Here is a 16,699-nt window from a genome sequence, read left to right on the forward strand (position 1 = left end):
TTTCTATTCGTCCGGGTTGCGGATTTCTGTATAGCTTTCTGAGTGCCAATCAACGTTGACCTGGTCTTTGGTGTCCAAGCCTTGGTCTGGTTGCTCCGGAACTTTAGCGATGATGTTCCGGCGCGCACGGCCCGCTCGAAGCTGACGTTCGATGCGTTCGGCCAGGAGGCCCAGCCCCCAGTTGATGAGGATCATGATGATCGCAACGACGATGAGCGAGGCCAGGTAATTCTTGTTGTAGGACGCCGATTGGATACCGGAGCGCACCACCTCGACATAGCCAATCTGGTAGCCCAAGGCAGAGTCCTTGAGCGCAATAACCATCTGGGCGATGAGGGCCGGAAGCATTGCGGCTACGGCCTGCGGGAGCAGAATGGTACGCATCGTTTGCCCATGCGAAAGACCCAGCGCTCGAGCGGCTTCAGTTTGCCCCTTGGGCAGCGACTTGATTCCGGAGCGCAGAATCTCTGCGACGACAGAGCCGTTGTAGAGGGTCAACGCGAAGACCACGGCGCTAAACGCCAGCTGCTTCGACGGAACTACGTTATAGATGGCGAAAAGCTGGTAGGCAAAAATCATGAGCAGCAGGACGGGGATGGCGCGGAAGAATTCCACGACCACACCACATACGCCGCGTACGATGACGTTCTCGCTCAATCGGCCTAGGCCGAAGATGACGCCGAACACGATGGCCAAGATGATGGATGCTACAGCGGAAAGGATCGTTCCGCGCAGGCCAGGGAGCAGGTACGTGGTCCACGTTTGGCTGTTAAGAAAAGGGGTCCATAACGCGGAGTCGAGTTGCCCGCGCTCACCCAATGTAGACAGCACCCAATACAGTGCAGCTAGCGAGAGAACGACGGTGATGACGGTATAGATGAGATTGCGCCGCTTGCCCTTGGGGCCGGGGGCGTCGTAAAGCACGGTTGCGCGTACAGCCATTATTTCTTCACCGCCACAGTTTCGGAGAGTTTGCCTAGGCCTAAGCCCATGGGCAAGGTCAGGATGATGAAGCCCAGCGCGAAGATAAAGAAGATGACAAAGAGCTGGCTCGCATGCATCTCAATGGTGGATTTCATCAGTAGGGAAGCTTCTGCCACTCCGATTGCGGAGGCGATCGTGGTGTTCTTCGTCAACGCGATGAGCGTGTTTCCCAGGGGGACGATTGCCGCACGTACTGCCTGAGGGAAGACGATCGTGCTAAAGGTCTGTGAGAAGCTCAAGCCCAGCGAGCGGGCTGCCTCGGCTTGGCCGAAGTCCACTGTGTTGATTCCCGAGCGCAAGGATTCCGCAACAAATGCCGAGGTGTACAAGATGAACCCGACGATGGCGAGGCGGAAGTTGTTATCCACTAGGAAGGTCGAAGAGTCCCGGCTAGCAAGCGTGAGCCCTAGGTTCTGGTACAGGCCAAAGGAACAGAAAAGGATAATGAGAGTCAAGGGGGTATTGCGCACCGTCGTGATGTACGTCGTGGCAATCCACCGCAGGATTCTCACGGGGGAGACACGCATGGCAGTGAGGATGGTGCCGAGGAGCATTGCGCCGATGGCAGACCAGAACGTCAGCTGGATGGTAAGCCAAAAGGCTGGCCATAGTTCGGGGCCTAGTGCGGCCCACATGGATTCCATAGAAATCTCCTACTAACGGGCCTGCGCCGAGGCGGTATGTCCTCGGCGCAGGCTAGGTGGGGGCTAATCGAGCGTTTAGGAGTTGAGGAAGGAGAGGTCACCGACGGTGGCCTCGTCGATGCCCTCGCCCTTGTCCAAGTTCTTGGCTACGAGGTTGTCGAACTCGCCGGAGGAATGAAGCTCTTCCAGGGCCTTGTTGACAGCGTCTGTCGCCTCTTGATCATCCTTCTTCAGACCCGCGCCGTAGTACTCATCGGTGAAGGGCTTGCCGTCCTTCTCCAACTCGACGACTTGGAACTTGCCAGGATTCTGGGCGGCGTAGCCGTTAAGAATCGTCGCGTCGGTAGTCATGGCGTCGACGTTGCCCTGGCTCAGTGCCTCCACACAGGAGGAGTAGGTGTCGTACTCCTGCAGCTGCACGCTGGGCAGAGCTTCCTTCACCTTCTGTGCCGGGGTGGAGCCGGTGACAGAGCACAGGATCTTGCCGTCGAGGCCCTCGAGCCCGCTGATCTCCTTGTTATCAGCCTGGGTAAGAAGCGCTTGGTGGGTGATGAGGTACGGACCAGCGAAATTGACCTTTTCCGCGCGGGAAGCGTTGATGGAGTACGTTGCGGTGATGAGGTCAACCTCGCCGTTTTCGATCAGAGTTTCGCGCTGCGCGGACGGAGTCTCGCGCCACTCGATCTCCGGCTCCTCCCACCCCTTATCCTTGGCAATGTGGTTGACCACGTAGGTGGCAATGTCAACGTCGAGGCCGGTCATAGAACCATCGCCCTCGCGCAGGCCCAGACCCGGTTGGTCGAACTTGGTGCCTAGGGTGACAGAGCCAGACTCGATAGCGCCGAGAAGGCCCTCGCCTCCGCTGGCGGAGTCAGAGGAATCACCACACGCAACGAGCAGAGCGCTGGATGCGGCGATGGCGGCGGCGGTGGCAGTAATGCGGTTGAAAGTGCGGGACATGAGATTCTCCTTGATGAGGTGAGTGGAAAATGAATGAAGGTAGAGAAAAGAGGTGAACTGGTAACCGTTTAGTGCTGCAGGATCTTGCCCAAGAAGTCCTTTGCTCGTTCTGATTGTGGGTTGGTGAAGAAGGATTCCGGGTCGGTGTCCTCGACGATGGCCCCGTCGGCCATGAACAGGATGCGGTCGGCCGCGCGCCTGGCGAAGCCCATCTCGTGGGTCACCACGACCATGGTCATGCCTTCTTTGGCCAAATCCGTCATGACGTCAAGCACCTCGTTGACCATCTCAGGGTCGAGAGCTGAGGTAGGTTCATCGAAGAGCATGACTTTCGGGCGCATAGCCAAGGCACGGGCAATGGCGACACGTTGTTGCTGGCCGCCGGAGAGCTGTGCAGGGTATTTTTCTGATTGATTAGCAATTCCAACGCGGTCAAGCAGTTGCATCGCACGCTCTTCGGCCTCGGACTTCTTCATCCTGCGGACTTTGATAGGCCCCAGAGTGACGTTGTCCTTGATGGTCTTGTGTGGAAAGAGATTGAATTGCTGGAACACCATGCCCACGTCCGCACGCAGCTTGGCTAGCTCGCGTCCCTCTTCAGGAAGGGGAGTGCCGTCGATCGCGATGGAACCCTCGTCGATGGTTTCAAGCCGGTTGATGGTGCGGCACAGGGTGGACTTGCCGGAGCCGGACGGACCGAGAACAACGACGACATCGCCGCGGCCAATCTCCAAGTTGATATCGCGGAGAGCGTGATAGTCACCGAAGTACTTATTGACTCCGTCCATCTTGATCATCGGACCGGAATGTTCGGTCACATCACACCTCCTTAGATAGAGTGAGCTGAATCATATGTAGAACAATAGGCGTGTGGATAGTGGAGGCGGGGAGGTTTGTGTAACAAATCCATAACTCTTAAATGCGGTCGCGGCATTATGAGTAGTGCGGCCGCCCAGTTAGAATGTCCCCACGTGAGCTCCCCCGTAACTAATAACCAGCCCCGCACCTATGAGGTGCGGACCTTTGGCTGCCAGATGAACGTTCATGATTCCGAGCGCATTTCCGGCCTGCTCGAGGAGGCCGGCTACTCGGCGGCGCCGGATGGCGCCGAGCCTGACCTCATCGTATTTAACACCTGCGCCGTGCGCGAGAACGCCGACAAGCGCCTGTACGGCACCCTGGGTGCGCTGAAGAAGACGAAAGAAAACCATCCCGGCATGCAGATCGCGGTTGGCGGCTGCTTGGCGCAGAAGGATAAGGACACCGTCTTGGACCACGCGCCGTGGGTGGATGCGGTTTTCGGCACCCATAACATGGCGGCGCTGCCGGCACTGCTTGAGCGTGCACGTCACAACAATGAAGCGCAGGTGGAAATCGTCGATGCCCTCGAGGCTTTCCCCTCCGTACTGCCGGCAAAGCGCGAATCCGCCTATGCCGGGTGGGTCTCGGTCTCCGTGGGTTGTAATAACACCTGTACTTTCTGCATCGTCCCTTCGCTGCGTGGAAAAGAGGAAGACCGCCGCCCCGGCGATATCCTCGCAGAAGTTCAGGCCCTGGTAGATCAAGGCGTGTCCGAAGTGACCCTATTGGGGCAAAACGTCAACGCCTATGGCGTCAACTTCGCGGACCCAGACCTGCCGCGTGATCGCTTCGCCTTTTCCAAGTTGCTGCGCGAGGTAGGCAAGATTGAGGGTCTCGAGCGCTTGCGTTTTACCTCGCCGCACCCGGCCGAGTTCACCTCCGACGTTATTGATGCCATGGCGGAGACATCGGCTGTGTGCCCGCAGCTGCATATGCCGCTGCAGTCTGGGTCTGACAAGGTCCTCAAGGACATGCGCCGTTCCTATCGCACGAAAAAGTTCTTGGGGATTCTCGACGAGGTCCGTGAGAAGATGCCACACGCGGCAATTACCACCGACATCATCGTGGGCTTCCCAGGCGAGACCGAGGAGGATTTCGAAGCCACGATGGACGTGGTTCGCCGCGCCCGTTTCGCCTCCGCTTTCACTTTCCAGTACTCGCCGCGCCCCGGCACCCCGGCCGCAGAAATGGATAACCAAATCCCCAAGGAAGTTGTGCAGGAGCGCTTCGAGCGCCTCGTCGCCTTGCAGGATTCCATTCAGGCAGAGGAAAACGCCAAGCTTGTCGGCACTGATGTAGAGCTGTTGGTGCAGGCGGAAGGCGGCCGCAAGGCCGCCGAGACCCACCGTCTCACCGGACGCGCGCGTGATGGTCGCCTTGTTCACTTTGCACCAGTCGATGCCGCGGGCAAGGACATCTCTGCGGAGATTCGCCCCGGTGATGTTGTGCACGCTACCGTGACGGATGCAGGCTCCTTCTTCCTGGTGGCTGATTCCGGCGTGAGCGAGCACCGTCGCACGAAGGCCGGCGATATGTCGGCGGCGGGGCAGACGCCCACGACGGCACCAATTGGGGTGGGTCTGGGTCTGCCGGGCGTCGGCAAGCCCAGTGCTCCTGCCGATTCCTGCGGCTGCTAAAAGGGGGTAGGCTCCGTTTTATGAGTGATGACTTGAAGTCCGTTCACGATGCCGTAGCTGCTGAGAAGCGCGCAGCGCAGACTCTCGAGTTGGGAAAGCACAAATATGCGCTCATCGTGTCCGTCGTGGCGTGGGTTGCTTACTTGGTTTTGCCCTATGCCGGTGATGCCCGCGGCTGGGAAGCTCTCTTCGTCGGTGGAACGGCCGAGGGCGTGCGGATCTCCCTCATGGAAACCGTCAGCGCATGGTTAGCGCTGGGAGGCGTGGGTATTCTGACCACGGCCACGATTACCACTCGCCGGACCAAGCTGGCTCTCGTAGCGTGGATGATGACGACGATCTCTTTCTTCGCTAACCTGTGGGGATTTTGGTACAGGGACAGCGCCTCGGATGGCGCTGCCATAGGTATGTACGTGGGCGTCTTCTCAACGTTGGTCGCCTTTCTTGTGTACTGCCAGGTAGCACTGCGCCGCAGTCCCGAGCAGTTGGCCGCCGCAGAACGCGTGCGGGAAGTCGCCGGCCAGCTCGATCACGTGGGAGTCCTGCAGACCGAAGCCGCTACCGAGCTGCCGGCAGAACAGAATCCGCTGCTTATCGACGACCGCCGCTCCCGTGCGGCCTCCCGCCACCGGCGCCAGCAGGACGAGGAATAAGCGCTACGAGATTCGTGTTGTGGAGTGCATGACTACACTCTTCGACTCACTTGAATTGGGACGACTGACCCTGCCAAACCGCGTGACCATGGCAGCGTTGACCCGCTCACGGGCAGGTCGCGATGGCGTCCCCACGCCCCTGCACGAGACCTACTACACACAGCGCGCTTCCATGGGTCTTATCGTGACGGAGGGCGTATTCCCCGCAGTGACCAGCCGCGCTTTCCCTGGCCAGCCCGGTATCGAAACTCCGGAACAGATTTCCGGCTGGCGGCGAGTGGCCGATTCCGTCCACGAAGCTGGCGGACGCATTTTCATGCAGGTGATGAACGGCGGGCGCCTTTCTCATGCCAGCCTCCTCGAGGGTGCAGAACCGGTGGCACCCTCTGCGCTGGCATCGGGCACTGCGGTCCGAGATTTCGAATCCCGCAAGGAGTGCCCGGTGCCCCGCGCCCTCGAGATCGAGGAGCTACCGCGCATTGTCGATGAGTTCCGCCAAGCTGCCCGCAATGCCATCGATGCTGGGATGGATGGCGTGGAGCTTCATGGTGCGAACGGTTATCTGCTGCACCAGTTCCTTTCTCCGAGCTCGAATCACCGAGAGGATGCCTACGGCGGAACCCCGGAGAAGCGCTACCGCCTGGTAGTGGAGATCCTGCGTGCCGTGGCCAAGGAGATCGGAGCCGACCGCGTAGCGCTGCGCCTGTCCCCGCAGCACAATATTCAGGGCATTGAGGAAACCGACGCTGCGGATGTGCGTGCCACCTATGGTGGGTTGCTGCGCGCTGTCGCAGACCTTGGTTTGGCCTACGTCTCCTTCCTGCATGCAGCGCCTACGGGTGAGCTCATTACTGAGCTGAGCGCCGAAGCGCGTGCTAACGGGCGTACCCGTGTCATCCTGAACTCGGGGTTTGGACAGGTGACCCAGCGCGCGGACGCCGAGGATCTAGTACACCACGGTGATGCCGTGGCCGTGGGCCGGTTGGCCATCTCCAACCCGGATCTCGTTCGCCGCTGGCAGGAGGAGCTTCCTGTCACTGCGCCGGATGAGACCACGTTCTATACGGGTGGAGCGCACGGCTACACCGACTATCCGTTCTCCACGGTCAACTCGTAGGCGCTGCTCGCCGAGATGATGTGCGCGCCGAGGCGCTTGTAGAGCGCATTCATCGCCGGATCCGCCTGGGCGACTGAGCAGTAAGCCCGGCGGACGTCGGGCCAGTGGTGCGCCACCGCATACTGGGCATGCTGCTTAGCACGTGTAGCCAGGCCACGGCGGCGCTGTTCGCGGTCTGTCACGGTAAGAGTCCACTCGCATACCTCAGGGTCCGCATCGCCGTGGCGGGAGAGCTCGGTGAGTGCGACGACGCGTCCCTGTTCGACAATGCCGACGAGGAGCGTTTGCGCTTTGCGGGAGCGTAGCCGTGCGTGCGCTTCATTCAGGCGCTGTCGTGTCCACACGATAGGCTCGACGCTTAAGTCACCGTAGACCGCGTCGGTGGAGGCTAGGGTGAGCAGGCGCAGGACATCATCAAGCAGCTCCTCCGGGATGTCGTAGTCGGGCCACACCTGCGCACCAATCACTGGAGGAGTGGGGGCTATTTCGACGAACATTTGGCGCTCGGCATGCTTGCGACGAAACCCGAGCTCAAGGTAGGCCTGCGACATTGGGTCATAGGTATGGTCCGCGTCTGGCGGGTACAGCATGCCAACCTGGGCAGTCGTGCGGCCCAGCTGGCGGGTAAGCCGGAGTGCCTCTCGGGCGAGGGCTCGCGTCACGTCGAGAGCCTCTGGCTCTAGTTCCTCCCCAGGCAAGGGCAGGAGATCCGCGGCGAGGACGCATTCGATATCGGCGTTCTCTGTTTCCTCCAAGAGTGGAAGAGAGATGTGGATGAAGCCATCGAAATCGATTTCGGGGCTGGGCTCTGCCGCTGAGATAACGGGTAGACCCAGCTCTCCAGCCGGCCCCAAGGCGGAGCCAGTCAACCCGAAGAGATAGGTGCGAGACTCTGTGGAGCCTTGCAGTCGCTGAAGCACACGGCGTGGGGAACCGCTGGCAGCGGGATCGCCGCTGGCCTCTTGGGCGGCTAGGTTGGCGTCGAAAACGAAGCTACGCAGGCAATCCGCCGGCTCAGCTGAGGCCGAACCCGGCGGCGCGACAATCTGAACGAACACTCAGACTAGGGTGCTACTTGTCGTTGACAGCAGCCGCTGCGGCATCGGCGAATTCCTGCCACTGTTTGGCCTGGGCACGCAGTTCTTCCGCCTTCTTGGTGTTGCCCTTGGCCTCGGCAGCTTCTGCCTGCGCGGTGAAATCATCGACCTTGGACTGGAACTGGGCCACGCGGGCCTGGGCCTCTGGGTCCGTCCGGCGCCATTGTGAATCCTCGGCGTCACTCACGCGCTTTTCCAGCGCCGAGATCTTGGCCTCGTACTCGCGCACCTGGTTGCGCGGAACGAAACCGATCTCCTCCCACTTTTCCTGCAGCTCCCGCAGCTTGGCTTTCGCCGAGTCGATCGACTTGGTGGGATCAATCAGGGAGTCATATTCCGCAATGAGCGCATCCTTGGCGGCGGCGTTCTCTGCGAACTGCTTGTCCCGCTCGTCATTGACGGCGTTGCGGGCGTTGAAGAAGTGATCCTGGGCGGCGCGGAAACGGGCCCAGAGCTTGTCGTCGATCTCACGAGGGGCACGGCCCGCAGCCTTCCACTCCGTCATGAGATCACGGTACGCGCGCGCCGTTTCGCCCCAGTTGGTGGAGTCCTGAATAGCTTCTGCGCGCTCTACCAGCTCTTCCTTCTTGGCGCGGGCGGCCGCGCGGTTGCGATCCAGTTCGGCGAAGTGGGAGCCGCGGCGGCGGTTGAAGGAGTCACGGGCGCGGGAGTAGCGCTTCCACAGGGCATCATCCGTCTGGCGGTCGATGCCACGGATCTGCTTCCATTCCTCCAAGATGGCGCGGATACGGTCGCCGGCGGCCTTCCACTCCGTCGAGTTGGCGGCGATGTCCTCGGCCTCGGCAGCGAGCTTTTCCTTTTTGGCAATGGCTTCTTCGCGGCGACGAGCCTTGTCAGCCTGTGCTTGCTCACCGGCTTCCACGGAGTGTTCGATGATAGTGGCTAGGCGCTTGTCCAGTGCCGCGATATCACCGATTACTGCCTGTGTAGGTAGGGACTCTCGCAGTTCCGCAGCAGTCGCCTTGATCGACGCGGCATCGCCCGGATGGGCTGTGAGGCGGGATTCTAGCAGTTCGATCTCGGTGGACAGATCGTCATAGCGTGCACCAAAGTGTGCCAAGCCCTCTTCCGGGGTGCCGGCCTGCCACTCGCCGATTTTGCGTTCGCCTTCGGGGGCCTTGACGAATACCGATCCATCAGCATCAACGCGGCCCCACTGGGCCGGATCGTTTTTTGCGGGCTGCACGGGACGTGCTGCCGGAGCAGAGGAAGACGGGCCGGGACGAGCGCCCTTGCGAGGCATGGCTCCAGGGGAAGGAATAGCGGACATGCTAAGAAACCACCTTCGGTATTATCGCGCCGCGCGACACGGCTGCCAGAACTTATGTGACACAACACTACCGTTTCCGCCGCGCAGCCGCGTGTTAACCCCGAAAAACTAACCTTATAGGATGGGAGTTGATGCAAAATCTCATGGTTATGCCAGCCTCACCGGCCTTGGCGGAAGAATTGTCACCCAGCGATGACGCTTCGCACGCGCTCCTTAGCGCCGCCTGCGAGCTCACACGTGATGCCGCACGCGTCAACGGTAGGGCACCGCTTAAGGTCGACATCGTGGGATCGCGCGATGCGCGCTGGCGTACCGATCACACGGGAAGCTTGAGAGCGTGGGGCGCCCCCCAGGTCGACGTCGGCGGCGGAAACTACCTCCCCGAAATCATGGCCCGCTACGTACTCACTAGCGCGCTCGGGGCAGAAAGCAGTCACCACGCCTTCACGGTGGAAGACTCCCGCGCCTCCCTAGGGGAAGTGCGTTCCGGACGGTTCACAATAGTGTGCGTTGATGGCTCTGCAGGCTTGACAGAGCGCGCGCCGCTCGCCCTCGTCGAGGGTGCACGGGACACTCACCTGTGGTGCGAAAGCGTGCTGGCCGGCGCGGAGGAAGACTGTAACGAAGAGCTGCTCCATTCGACGGGAGTGCTCGAAACGGCACTGTGGGCACAGCTGGCAGGCGTGCATCCACGGCATGCGGAGCTTCGGGCAGCGGATTCAACCCTCGGGGTAGGGCGCTATGTGGCGGGGTGGCAGTGCTAATGCCTAAGACTCTCAGCAGCGGCCCAACCCCGATTGCCGTCGTGGGCCCGACGGCCTCCGGAAAATCAGCACTCGGAGTCGCCTTGGCGCACGAGCTCGACGGGGAAGTAGTCAACGTCGATTCGATGCAGCTTTACCGGGGCATGGACATCGGCACGGCCAAGCTGACGCTGGAGGAGCGCGAAGGTATCCCACACCATCAGCTCGATGTGTGGGACGTGACGGAAACGGCGTCGGTAGCGCGCTATCAGTCCGCTGCCATCGCGGATATCGAGAGTATTCGAGCGCGTGGCAACACCCCGATCTTGGTGGGCGGCTCCATGCTCTATGTCCAATCACTCGTGGATGATTGGCAATTCCCGCCCACTGATCCGCAGGTGCGCGCTCGCTGGGAGGCCCGGCGCCAAGAGATTGGTACCGATGCCTTGCACGCAGAGCTTGCCAGCGTGGACCCGGCAGCCGCGGCCATCATCGAAGATAAGGACCCGCGCCGTACCGTGCGCGCACTGGAAGTCATCGAGCTTACAGGCAAGCCTTTCAAAGCCAGCCAGCCACCGAAGAACGCCCCGCCCCGGTGGGGCACGAGAATCCTCGGGTTGCGCACGGAAGCCAGCTGGTTGAACCCGCGCATCGAGCTGCGCAGTCGCCTCATGTTCGACAAGGGGTTGGTCGAAGAGGTCGAGAACCTTCAGGCGCACGGCCTGAAGGCTGACTCGACGGCGGGGCGGGCCATCGGTTATGCCCAAGTCCTCCAAGCCCAGCGTGGAGAGCTCACCTGGGAAGAAGCGGTGGAGCGTACCATCACTGGAACCCGTCGTTATGTGCGTCGCCAGCGTGCCTGGTTTAACCGTGATAAGCGTATCCACTGGCTGGATGCCGCGGCTGATACGACAACGCAGGCTTTGCGTGTCCTCGAAGAGAGTTAGACTCTACACCTATGAAGTTTGCTAAAGGCCACGGAACTGAAAACGACTTCGTCATTGTGGAAGGAACCGAGCCGCTACCGCCGGAAAAGGTAGTGGCACTGTGTGATCGCCGCGCCGGGATCGGCGCCGACGGCGTCTTGCGCGTCATACGTGCAGGTGACTTGCTCGCCTCTGGAGAAATCGATGAGCTCGCACCGGGCATCGATGCTGGCGACTGGTTCATGGACTACCGCAACGCGGACGGTTCGGTGGCGGAAATGTGCGGCAATGGTACCCGCGTTTTCGCGCATTGGGTGCGCTCCCGTGGGCTGGTGAACACCGATACTTTCACCGTCGGCACGCGCGCTGGGGCCAAGCAGGTCACCGTCCACTCCTTCAACGAGACTGAAGCCGAAGTCAGCGTGGAGATGGGACCTGCACAGGTGCTCGGTGTCTCCACCGCTTCGATGGCGGGGGAGAGCTTCGCCGGGCTCGGGGTAGATATGGGAAACCCTCACCTAGCGGCCGTTATCCCGGGACTGACCGCGGAGGATTTGGCGGCGAAGCGCCTTGAGCAGCCCGTCTTCGATACTGACTTCTTCCCGGCAGGCGTCAACGTGGAGCTGGTTACTCCGCTGCACGATGGCGTGATTCACATGCGCGTCTTCGAGCGCGGCTCAGGGGAGACACGTTCGTGCGGTACCGGAACGGTGGCCGCAGCGTGCGCCGCGCTTGCCGACGCCTCCCACACCACCGGCCGCGTCCGCGTCGTCGTCCCCGGCGGCGAGGTCCAGGTAGAAATCACTGAGGACGGATCTACGCTGACGGGGCCTTCGCGCATCGTAGCCACAGGCGAAACCTCACTATAGGGTTTTCGGGACGGCGTTTAGCGTCCGTCCCCCTTTTTGTAGTTGGTCCCTAGCGCCAAGGCGGCGCGGCGGGCAGCGAGCCACGACTCCTTGAGCTCGGCGGCCCGATCATCGGCCACCTTGAGCAAGGATTCGAGTTCGCTGGTGCCAGTATCTGGCGAGTTAACCCGCGCATCGAGGCGGCGCAAGAAACGCTGCGCGCCATGCATTTTATAGTGGAACGCTTCGATAGTGGGGTTCGTGCAGTCGACGTCGGCAAGCGCTGGGCGGTGGAGCGTGCGGTCCGCCAATGCTTCAGCGTCGTCGCTCGTAGCAAATGTGGCGTAGTCCTCGAGGACGCCCGTGATGTCTTCCACCGTGAGCGCAATGGAAGCCCGCAGCGCCGCATGTTCCGAGGCATCGGGGCGGGCGCCGACAAACAGCCATAGCGCCCCGCAGATAAAGATAGCGAGAATAACTCCCGGCAGCTTCAGCGTCAGAACCAGTACCGTAGCGGTAACCCCGGCAAGGAGCAGGGCAAAACCCTGACGCTGAGATGCGGAAAAACTCATGCTTACGACTCTACGGTATGCCTAGTGGCCGCCGCAGCCTCCAGAGCCGCAGGCGCAGCCGCCGTCGCTGCCACAGCCGCCGGTGGGTAGCGCGATAGAGGCGGTCAGCATCGCCGAACCCGCAAGCACGGAATCCTTCGGCGGCAGCTCGCCAAAGCTCTCCGGCAGACACAGATCGAAGGGGAAGGTGCCATCCATGACGAGGTGCATGAAGCGCTCACCGGTGAGCTGGTTGTGGCGCCACTCGGACTCCATAACCCGAGCGGAAAAAGTGCAGCCCGGGGTAGGGGATTCGGCGCCGGAACCGGCCGCAACAACTGCCGCACCGGTGGATTCAAACGTGGCTGGGTAGGTGCCCTTCTCGGCTTCGTAGGCATCTGCGTTGTCGAACGCGGTGACATCGAGACCCATCGCAGTAAGCTCTACCTGCTGCCACTGCTGGGTGTCCTCATCAGCCAAGAGCGGGCCCTGCGCCAAGTTCGCCGTCGCTTGCGCGAGAACGTTTCCGAAAGGATCGATGATGTCCAGGTAAGCCAAGACATCGTTGATCATAGAGACGTGGGCGAAGCCTTGGGTGACGCCCTCAAACCCAATGAAGGTGGCGAAAGGTTCGACGGCAAGGATATTGAGTTGCGCCCCGGAAGGATCCGAGAACTGAATGAGTTGTCCTCCGCGAACCTCCCCCGTGACTGCCAGCTGGTTGGTCGAAATGGCTGCTTCGACGGCGTCCTGCCAGCGCTCGTAGTTGAGGCCAATGGCCTGCATCTCTGGGTGAGTGGTCTCTTTGACGGTCATGCGGCCCATTGTATCTGGCGCCGCGATGACTCAAAAATGTTGTCGGTGAGCCTTGCCGCCGGGATCGGCACAAGGTCGTGTGCAACGGAGATTCCCTGTTAAGAGGCGTGACGTGCAAGAATAGAAAGCATATGACAAAAGAAACCCATGATGATCTCCTCGCGCAGGCTTTTGGTGAGCCCGCGCCCACCTCACCGGAGCCGACTACCGGTGATCTCGACCTAGCTGAGCGCAACGCCTTCCGCCGAGTAACCCGCGAGACCACCATTCGCGCAGAAGACACCACCGACGGCTACGAAGTGGAGTACCGCAAGCTGCGCCTTGAACAAGTAGTCCTCGTAGGAGTGTGGACTGAAGGCACCGTGGCCGAGGTTGAGGCCACGATGTCGGAGCTCGCGGCGCTCACGGAAACCGCGGGAGCCGAAGTAGTAGAAGCCCTGTATCAGAAGCGAGATAAGCCGGACCCGGGTACCTATATCGGCTCCGGCAAAGTGAACGAGCTCAAGGATATCGTGGCTGCCACTGGCGCGGATACCGTGGTGTGCGACGGCGAGCTAACCCCCGGCCAGCTCTCTGCCTTGGAACGCGCTCTCAACACCAAAGTTATCGACCGCACCATGCTCATCTTGGATATTTTTGCGCAGCACGCCAAGTCCAAGGAAGGCAAAGCCCAAGTTTCGCTCGCGCAGTTGGAATATCTTTATACGCATACCCGTGGTTGGGGCGGCAACCTCTCGCGCCAGGCGGGCGGCCGTGCTGGTTCCAACGGCGGCGTCGGTCTGCGCGGCCCCGGTGAAACCAAGATTGAGACGGACCGTCGGCGTATCCGCACGCAGATGGCGCTGCTGCGTAAGGAGCTTAAGGCGATGAAGACGGCGCGTGAGATTAAGCGCTCGCGCCGTGCGTCATCGACGATCCCGCAGATTGCGATCGCCGGCTACACCAACGCTGGTAAGTCTTCGCTCATCAACGCGATGACGGGCGCTGGCGTGCTGGTGGAGGATGCACTGTTCGCTACCTTGGACCCCACCACCCGCCGCGCCGAGCTTGCTGATGGCCGCCAGGTCGTCTTCACCGATACCGTTGGTTTCGTCCGCCACCTTCCCACACAGTTGGTGGAGGCCTTCAAGTCCACCTTGGAGGAGGTCCTCGCAGCAGACTTGATGCTGCACGTCGTGGACGGCTCAGATCCCTTCCCGCTGAAGCAAATTGAGGCGGTTAATGCGGTCATCTATGACATCGTGAAGGAAACCGGCGAGGAGGCCCCGCCGGAGATCATCGTCATCAACAAGATAGACCAGGCCGATCCGCTGGTGCTGGCGGAGCTTCGCCACGCCCTTGACCGTGACAACGTGGTGTATGTCTCCGCCAAGACGGGGGAGGGCATCGATGAGCTCACCACGCGCGTGGAGCTCTTCCTCAATTCTCAGGACGAGCATGTGCAGTTGCTCATTCCGTTTACCCGCGGGGACGTGGTCGATCGCATCCATACCCAGGGCACCGTGCGTAGCGAGGAGTACACGGGGGAGGGCACGCTTGTCGACGTTCGCCTGCCCGCCTCCATTGCCGCCGAACTCAGGGAATTTCGCGTGGCCGGTGAGGACGCTTAGGTTTCGGTGCTCCCGTGAGCCATAATTATGGCTCGTGAGTAATTTTGGCTGGGCCGTCCACGGGGACGGAAAAACGATTAAGCCGGGCGCGGTCGTCGCACCCGAAGAACGATTGAGCTGGGGCCGCACTATCGGCATCGGCATGCAGCACGTAGTGGCCATGTTCGGCGCGACACTGCTGGTGCCCACCCTGACCGGATTCCCGGTCAATACGACGCTGCTGTTTTCAGGCCTGGGAACAATCCTATTCCTCCTGATTACCCGCAACCGCCTGCCTTCCTACCTGGGCTCCTCTTTCGCGTTCATTGCACCGCTGAGCGCCTCCCAGCAGTACGGCATTGGCGCGCAGGCAGGTTCCGTCTTAGTGACTGGCCTGGTCTTGGTGGCGATTGGTTTCGCGGTGAAGGCAGCAGGCCGCAAGGTCCTTGACGCCGTCATGCCGCCGGCTGTGACCGGCGCCATCGTGGCACTGATTGGCCTCAACTTGGCGCCCAATGCTGCCACCAATTATTCGAGCCAGCCTCTGGTTGCCACGGTGACGCTGGCGGTCATCATCCTGGCCACCGTGGCCGGTCGCGGCATGGTTTCGCGTCTGTCGATTCTTATCGGTGTCGTCGTCGGCTGGGCTTTCGCGGCGGCCACGGGCAACCTGGGCGAGGGGGCCGTGGAGTCCATCCGCGAAGCAGCCTGGATTGGCTTCCCGCAGTTCCATGCGCCGGAGTTTCACGTCTCCGCCATCGCGGCAGCACTTCCAGTGCTGGTGGTGCTGATTGCGGAAAACGTCGGCCACGTCAAGGCGGTCTCGGAGATGACTAAGCGCGATCTCGATGATTTAGCCGGCGACGCTCTCATTGCCGATGGCCTGGCTACCTCCTTGGCTGGTGGTTTCGGCGGCTCCGGCACCACAACCTACGCGGAGAATATCGGCGTTATGGCCGCGACCCGCGTCTACTCCACGGCCGCCTACTGGGTCGCTGCTATCACCGCCATAGCTCTGGCCTTCATCCCGAAGTTCGGCGCGCTCATCTTCACCATTCCCACCGGCGTGCTGGGCGGCGCTTGCATCGTCCTCTACGGCCTCATCGGCATGCTCGGCGTGCGCATCTGGATGGACAACAAGGTCAACTTCAACAACCCGGTCAACCTCACTGCGGCGGCGGTGGCGCTCATCGCGGGCATTGGCAACCTCACCCTCGACGTCTTCGGCGTGACGCTGGAAGGTATTGCCTGGGGCTCTGTCGGCATAATCGTGCTCTACCCGGTGATGAAGAAGCTCTATAGCACCATCGGTGAGGGCCGCGGCGCGAAGTACTAGAGGCGCTTCCGCCGACTAGCGAGGATAAGGGACCGGAGTAAAGGCACCATCTGGGGGCTTTGATTTAGAAAGCCCCAGGTGAATTCGTGCAGGAATCTGCATAAGGTGCTTTTACTTCGGTCCCTCTGCGGTATGAAGACGCGCATACACATGGTTCCATTCAAACGGTTTGGGTCAGAAGGTTCTTCTGAGGTCAAATGAACCTTCTAGGCACCTCTATTTGGTTTCCTTGCCCCCAACAGAACCGTTTGAGTAGAGCCTGATGACTGGAACCTTGTGCTAGACAACCAAGCAACAGAAAGCTCCCGCTACCCTCAGCAAAGAGGGAAGCGGGAGCGTGGGCCTTAAGCGGCAGGATGCCGTTTAGGAAGCGTCGAGGTCCTGCTCGATGAGACCGGCGATCTTCTCCACAGCGGCCTCGTTCTCGGAGGTCACGGTGACTTCGTCGCCCTGCTCGGCGCCGAGAGCCATGATCATGAGGGAAGAAGCGGCATCGGTCTCATCCTCGTCCTCATCGCCAACGAGGGTGAGGAAGATGTCCTCATCGAACTCAGCGGCGGCGTCAGCGATGATGGAGGCCGGACGTGCGTGCAGTCCGACGGAGGAGCCAACCTTGACGGTCTTAGAAGCCATGATGATAATCCTT

General features: G+C 61.0%; 17 protein-coding genes. 8 read left to right on the forward strand and 9 right to left on the reverse strand.

What is annotated here, in order from left to right:
* Positions 1–3: 3 nt before the first annotated feature.
* The 4 genes from HMPREF2807_RS11530 to gluA all read right to left on the reverse strand — a co-directional run bounded on the left by HMPREF2807_RS11530 (position 4) and on the right by gluA (position 3,385).
* Positions 4–942: an amino acid ABC transporter permease gene (locus tag HMPREF2807_RS11530; RefSeq protein ID WP_046649359.1), complete on the reverse strand. Its 939-nt coding sequence runs from the start codon at positions 940–942 to the stop codon at positions 4–6.
* Positions 942–1,628 carry a glutamate ABC transporter permease GluC gene (gluC, locus tag HMPREF2807_RS11535; protein WP_070513066.1) on the reverse strand — a complete coding sequence of 229 codons (687 nt, stop codon included), beginning with the start codon at positions 1,626–1,628 and terminating at the stop codon, positions 942–944. The genes HMPREF2807_RS11530 and gluC overlap by 1 nt, the downstream gene beginning before the upstream one ends.
* 75 nt (positions 1,629–1,703) lie before the next feature.
* Positions 1,704–2,588, reverse strand: a complete 885-nt coding sequence (locus tag HMPREF2807_RS11540; RefSeq protein ID WP_070513069.1) for a glutamate ABC transporter substrate-binding protein — start codon at positions 2,586–2,588, stop codon at positions 1,704–1,706.
* Positions 2,589–2,656: 68 nt separating this feature from the next.
* Positions 2,657–3,385, reverse strand: a complete 729-nt coding sequence (gene gluA, locus HMPREF2807_RS11545) for a glutamate ABC transporter ATP-binding protein GluA (protein WP_046649369.1) — start codon at positions 3,383–3,385, stop codon at positions 2,657–2,659.
* Positions 3,386–3,523: 138 nt separating this feature from the next.
* Between gluA and miaB the strand changes: the two genes are divergently transcribed.
* From miaB to HMPREF2807_RS11560, 3 genes are read left to right on the forward strand one after another with little or no spacing between them, the layout of a single operon-like run.
* Complete coding sequence (gene miaB / locus HMPREF2807_RS11550) at positions 3,524–5,086, forward strand: tRNA (N6-isopentenyl adenosine(37)-C2)-methylthiotransferase MiaB (RefSeq protein WP_070513072.1); 1,563 nt, start codon at positions 3,524–3,526, stop codon at positions 5,084–5,086.
* A gap of 20 nt (positions 5,087–5,106) precedes the next feature.
* Positions 5,107–5,739 carry an Rv2732c family membrane protein gene (locus tag HMPREF2807_RS11555; protein ID WP_070513075.1) on the forward strand — a complete coding sequence of 211 codons (633 nt, stop codon included), beginning with the start codon at positions 5,107–5,109 and terminating at the stop codon, positions 5,737–5,739.
* Positions 5,740–5,767: 28 nt separating this feature from the next.
* Positions 5,768–6,856 (forward strand): alkene reductase, encoded by a 1,089-nt coding sequence (locus tag HMPREF2807_RS11560; protein WP_070513077.1) that lies wholly within the window; start codon positions 5,768–5,770, stop codon positions 6,854–6,856.
* Here HMPREF2807_RS11560 and HMPREF2807_RS11565 read toward each other — a convergent pair.
* Positions 6,829–7,914 carry a GNAT family N-acetyltransferase gene (locus HMPREF2807_RS11565; RefSeq protein WP_070513080.1) on the reverse strand — a complete coding sequence of 362 codons (1,086 nt, stop codon included), beginning with the start codon at positions 7,912–7,914 and terminating at the stop codon, positions 6,829–6,831. The two genes, HMPREF2807_RS11560 and HMPREF2807_RS11565, sit on opposite strands and share 28 nt — an antisense overlap.
* A gap of 13 nt (positions 7,915–7,927) precedes the next feature.
* A complete protein-coding gene (locus HMPREF2807_RS11570; RefSeq protein ID WP_070513083.1) occupies positions 7,928–9,244 on the reverse strand; it encodes a DUF349 domain-containing protein in 1,317 nt (438 codons plus the stop codon).
* Between the two features lie 131 nt (positions 9,245–9,375).
* Between HMPREF2807_RS11570 and HMPREF2807_RS11575 the strand changes: the two genes are divergently transcribed.
* From HMPREF2807_RS11575 to dapF, 3 genes are read left to right on the forward strand one after another with little or no spacing between them, the layout of a single operon-like run.
* Positions 9,376–10,008 carry a hypothetical protein gene (locus tag HMPREF2807_RS11575; RefSeq protein WP_070513086.1) on the forward strand — a complete coding sequence of 211 codons (633 nt, stop codon included), beginning with the start codon at positions 9,376–9,378 and terminating at the stop codon, positions 10,006–10,008.
* Positions 10,008–10,934 carry a tRNA (adenosine(37)-N6)-dimethylallyltransferase MiaA gene (miaA, locus tag HMPREF2807_RS11580; protein WP_070513089.1) on the forward strand — a complete coding sequence of 309 codons (927 nt, stop codon included), beginning with the start codon at positions 10,008–10,010 and terminating at the stop codon, positions 10,932–10,934. Before HMPREF2807_RS11575 ends, miaA begins: the two co-directional genes overlap by 1 nt.
* Positions 10,935–10,945: 11 nt before the next feature.
* A complete protein-coding gene (dapF, locus tag HMPREF2807_RS11585; protein WP_070513092.1) occupies positions 10,946–11,782 on the forward strand; it encodes a diaminopimelate epimerase in 837 nt (278 codons plus the stop codon).
* 17 nt (positions 11,783–11,799) lie between these two features.
* Here the strand turns inward: dapF and HMPREF2807_RS11590 are convergent, their stop codons facing one another.
* Both HMPREF2807_RS11590 and HMPREF2807_RS11595 read right to left on the reverse strand, forming a co-directional pair.
* The gene (locus HMPREF2807_RS11590) at positions 11,800–12,333 is read right to left on the reverse strand and encodes a hypothetical protein (RefSeq protein WP_046648243.1); all 534 of its coding nucleotides are present in this window, start codon (positions 12,331–12,333) and stop codon (positions 11,800–11,802) included.
* Positions 12,334–12,354: 21 nt separating this feature from the next.
* Positions 12,355–13,137, reverse strand: a complete 783-nt coding sequence (locus HMPREF2807_RS11595) for a hypothetical protein (protein WP_046648241.1) — start codon at positions 13,135–13,137, stop codon at positions 12,355–12,357.
* Between the two features lie 122 nt (positions 13,138–13,259).
* Here HMPREF2807_RS11595 and hflX point away from each other — a divergent pair, with 122 nt between their 5' ends.
* Both hflX and HMPREF2807_RS11605 read left to right on the forward strand, forming a co-directional pair.
* Positions 13,260–14,738 carry a GTPase HflX gene (hflX, locus tag HMPREF2807_RS11600; RefSeq protein WP_070513095.1) on the forward strand — a complete coding sequence of 493 codons (1,479 nt, stop codon included), beginning with the start codon at positions 13,260–13,262 and terminating at the stop codon, positions 14,736–14,738.
* 34 nt (positions 14,739–14,772) lie between these two features.
* Complete coding sequence (locus HMPREF2807_RS11605) at positions 14,773–16,053, forward strand: uracil-xanthine permease family protein (RefSeq protein ID WP_046648237.1); 1,281 nt, start codon at positions 14,773–14,775, stop codon at positions 16,051–16,053.
* 363 nt (positions 16,054–16,416) lie between these two features.
* On the opposite strand, the gene HMPREF2807_RS11610 is transcribed toward HMPREF2807_RS11605, so the two are convergent.
* Entirely contained in the window at positions 16,417–16,686 is a 270-nt protein-coding gene (locus HMPREF2807_RS11610; RefSeq protein ID WP_010190265.1) for an HPr family phosphocarrier protein, read from the reverse strand.
* Positions 16,687–16,699 lie beyond the last annotated feature (13 nt).

The organism is Corynebacterium sp. HMSC074A09 (genome assembly GCF_001811545.1).
In the GTDB taxonomy this organism is placed as follows: domain Bacteria; phylum Actinomycetota; class Actinomycetes; order Mycobacteriales; family Mycobacteriaceae; genus Corynebacterium; species Corynebacterium hiratae.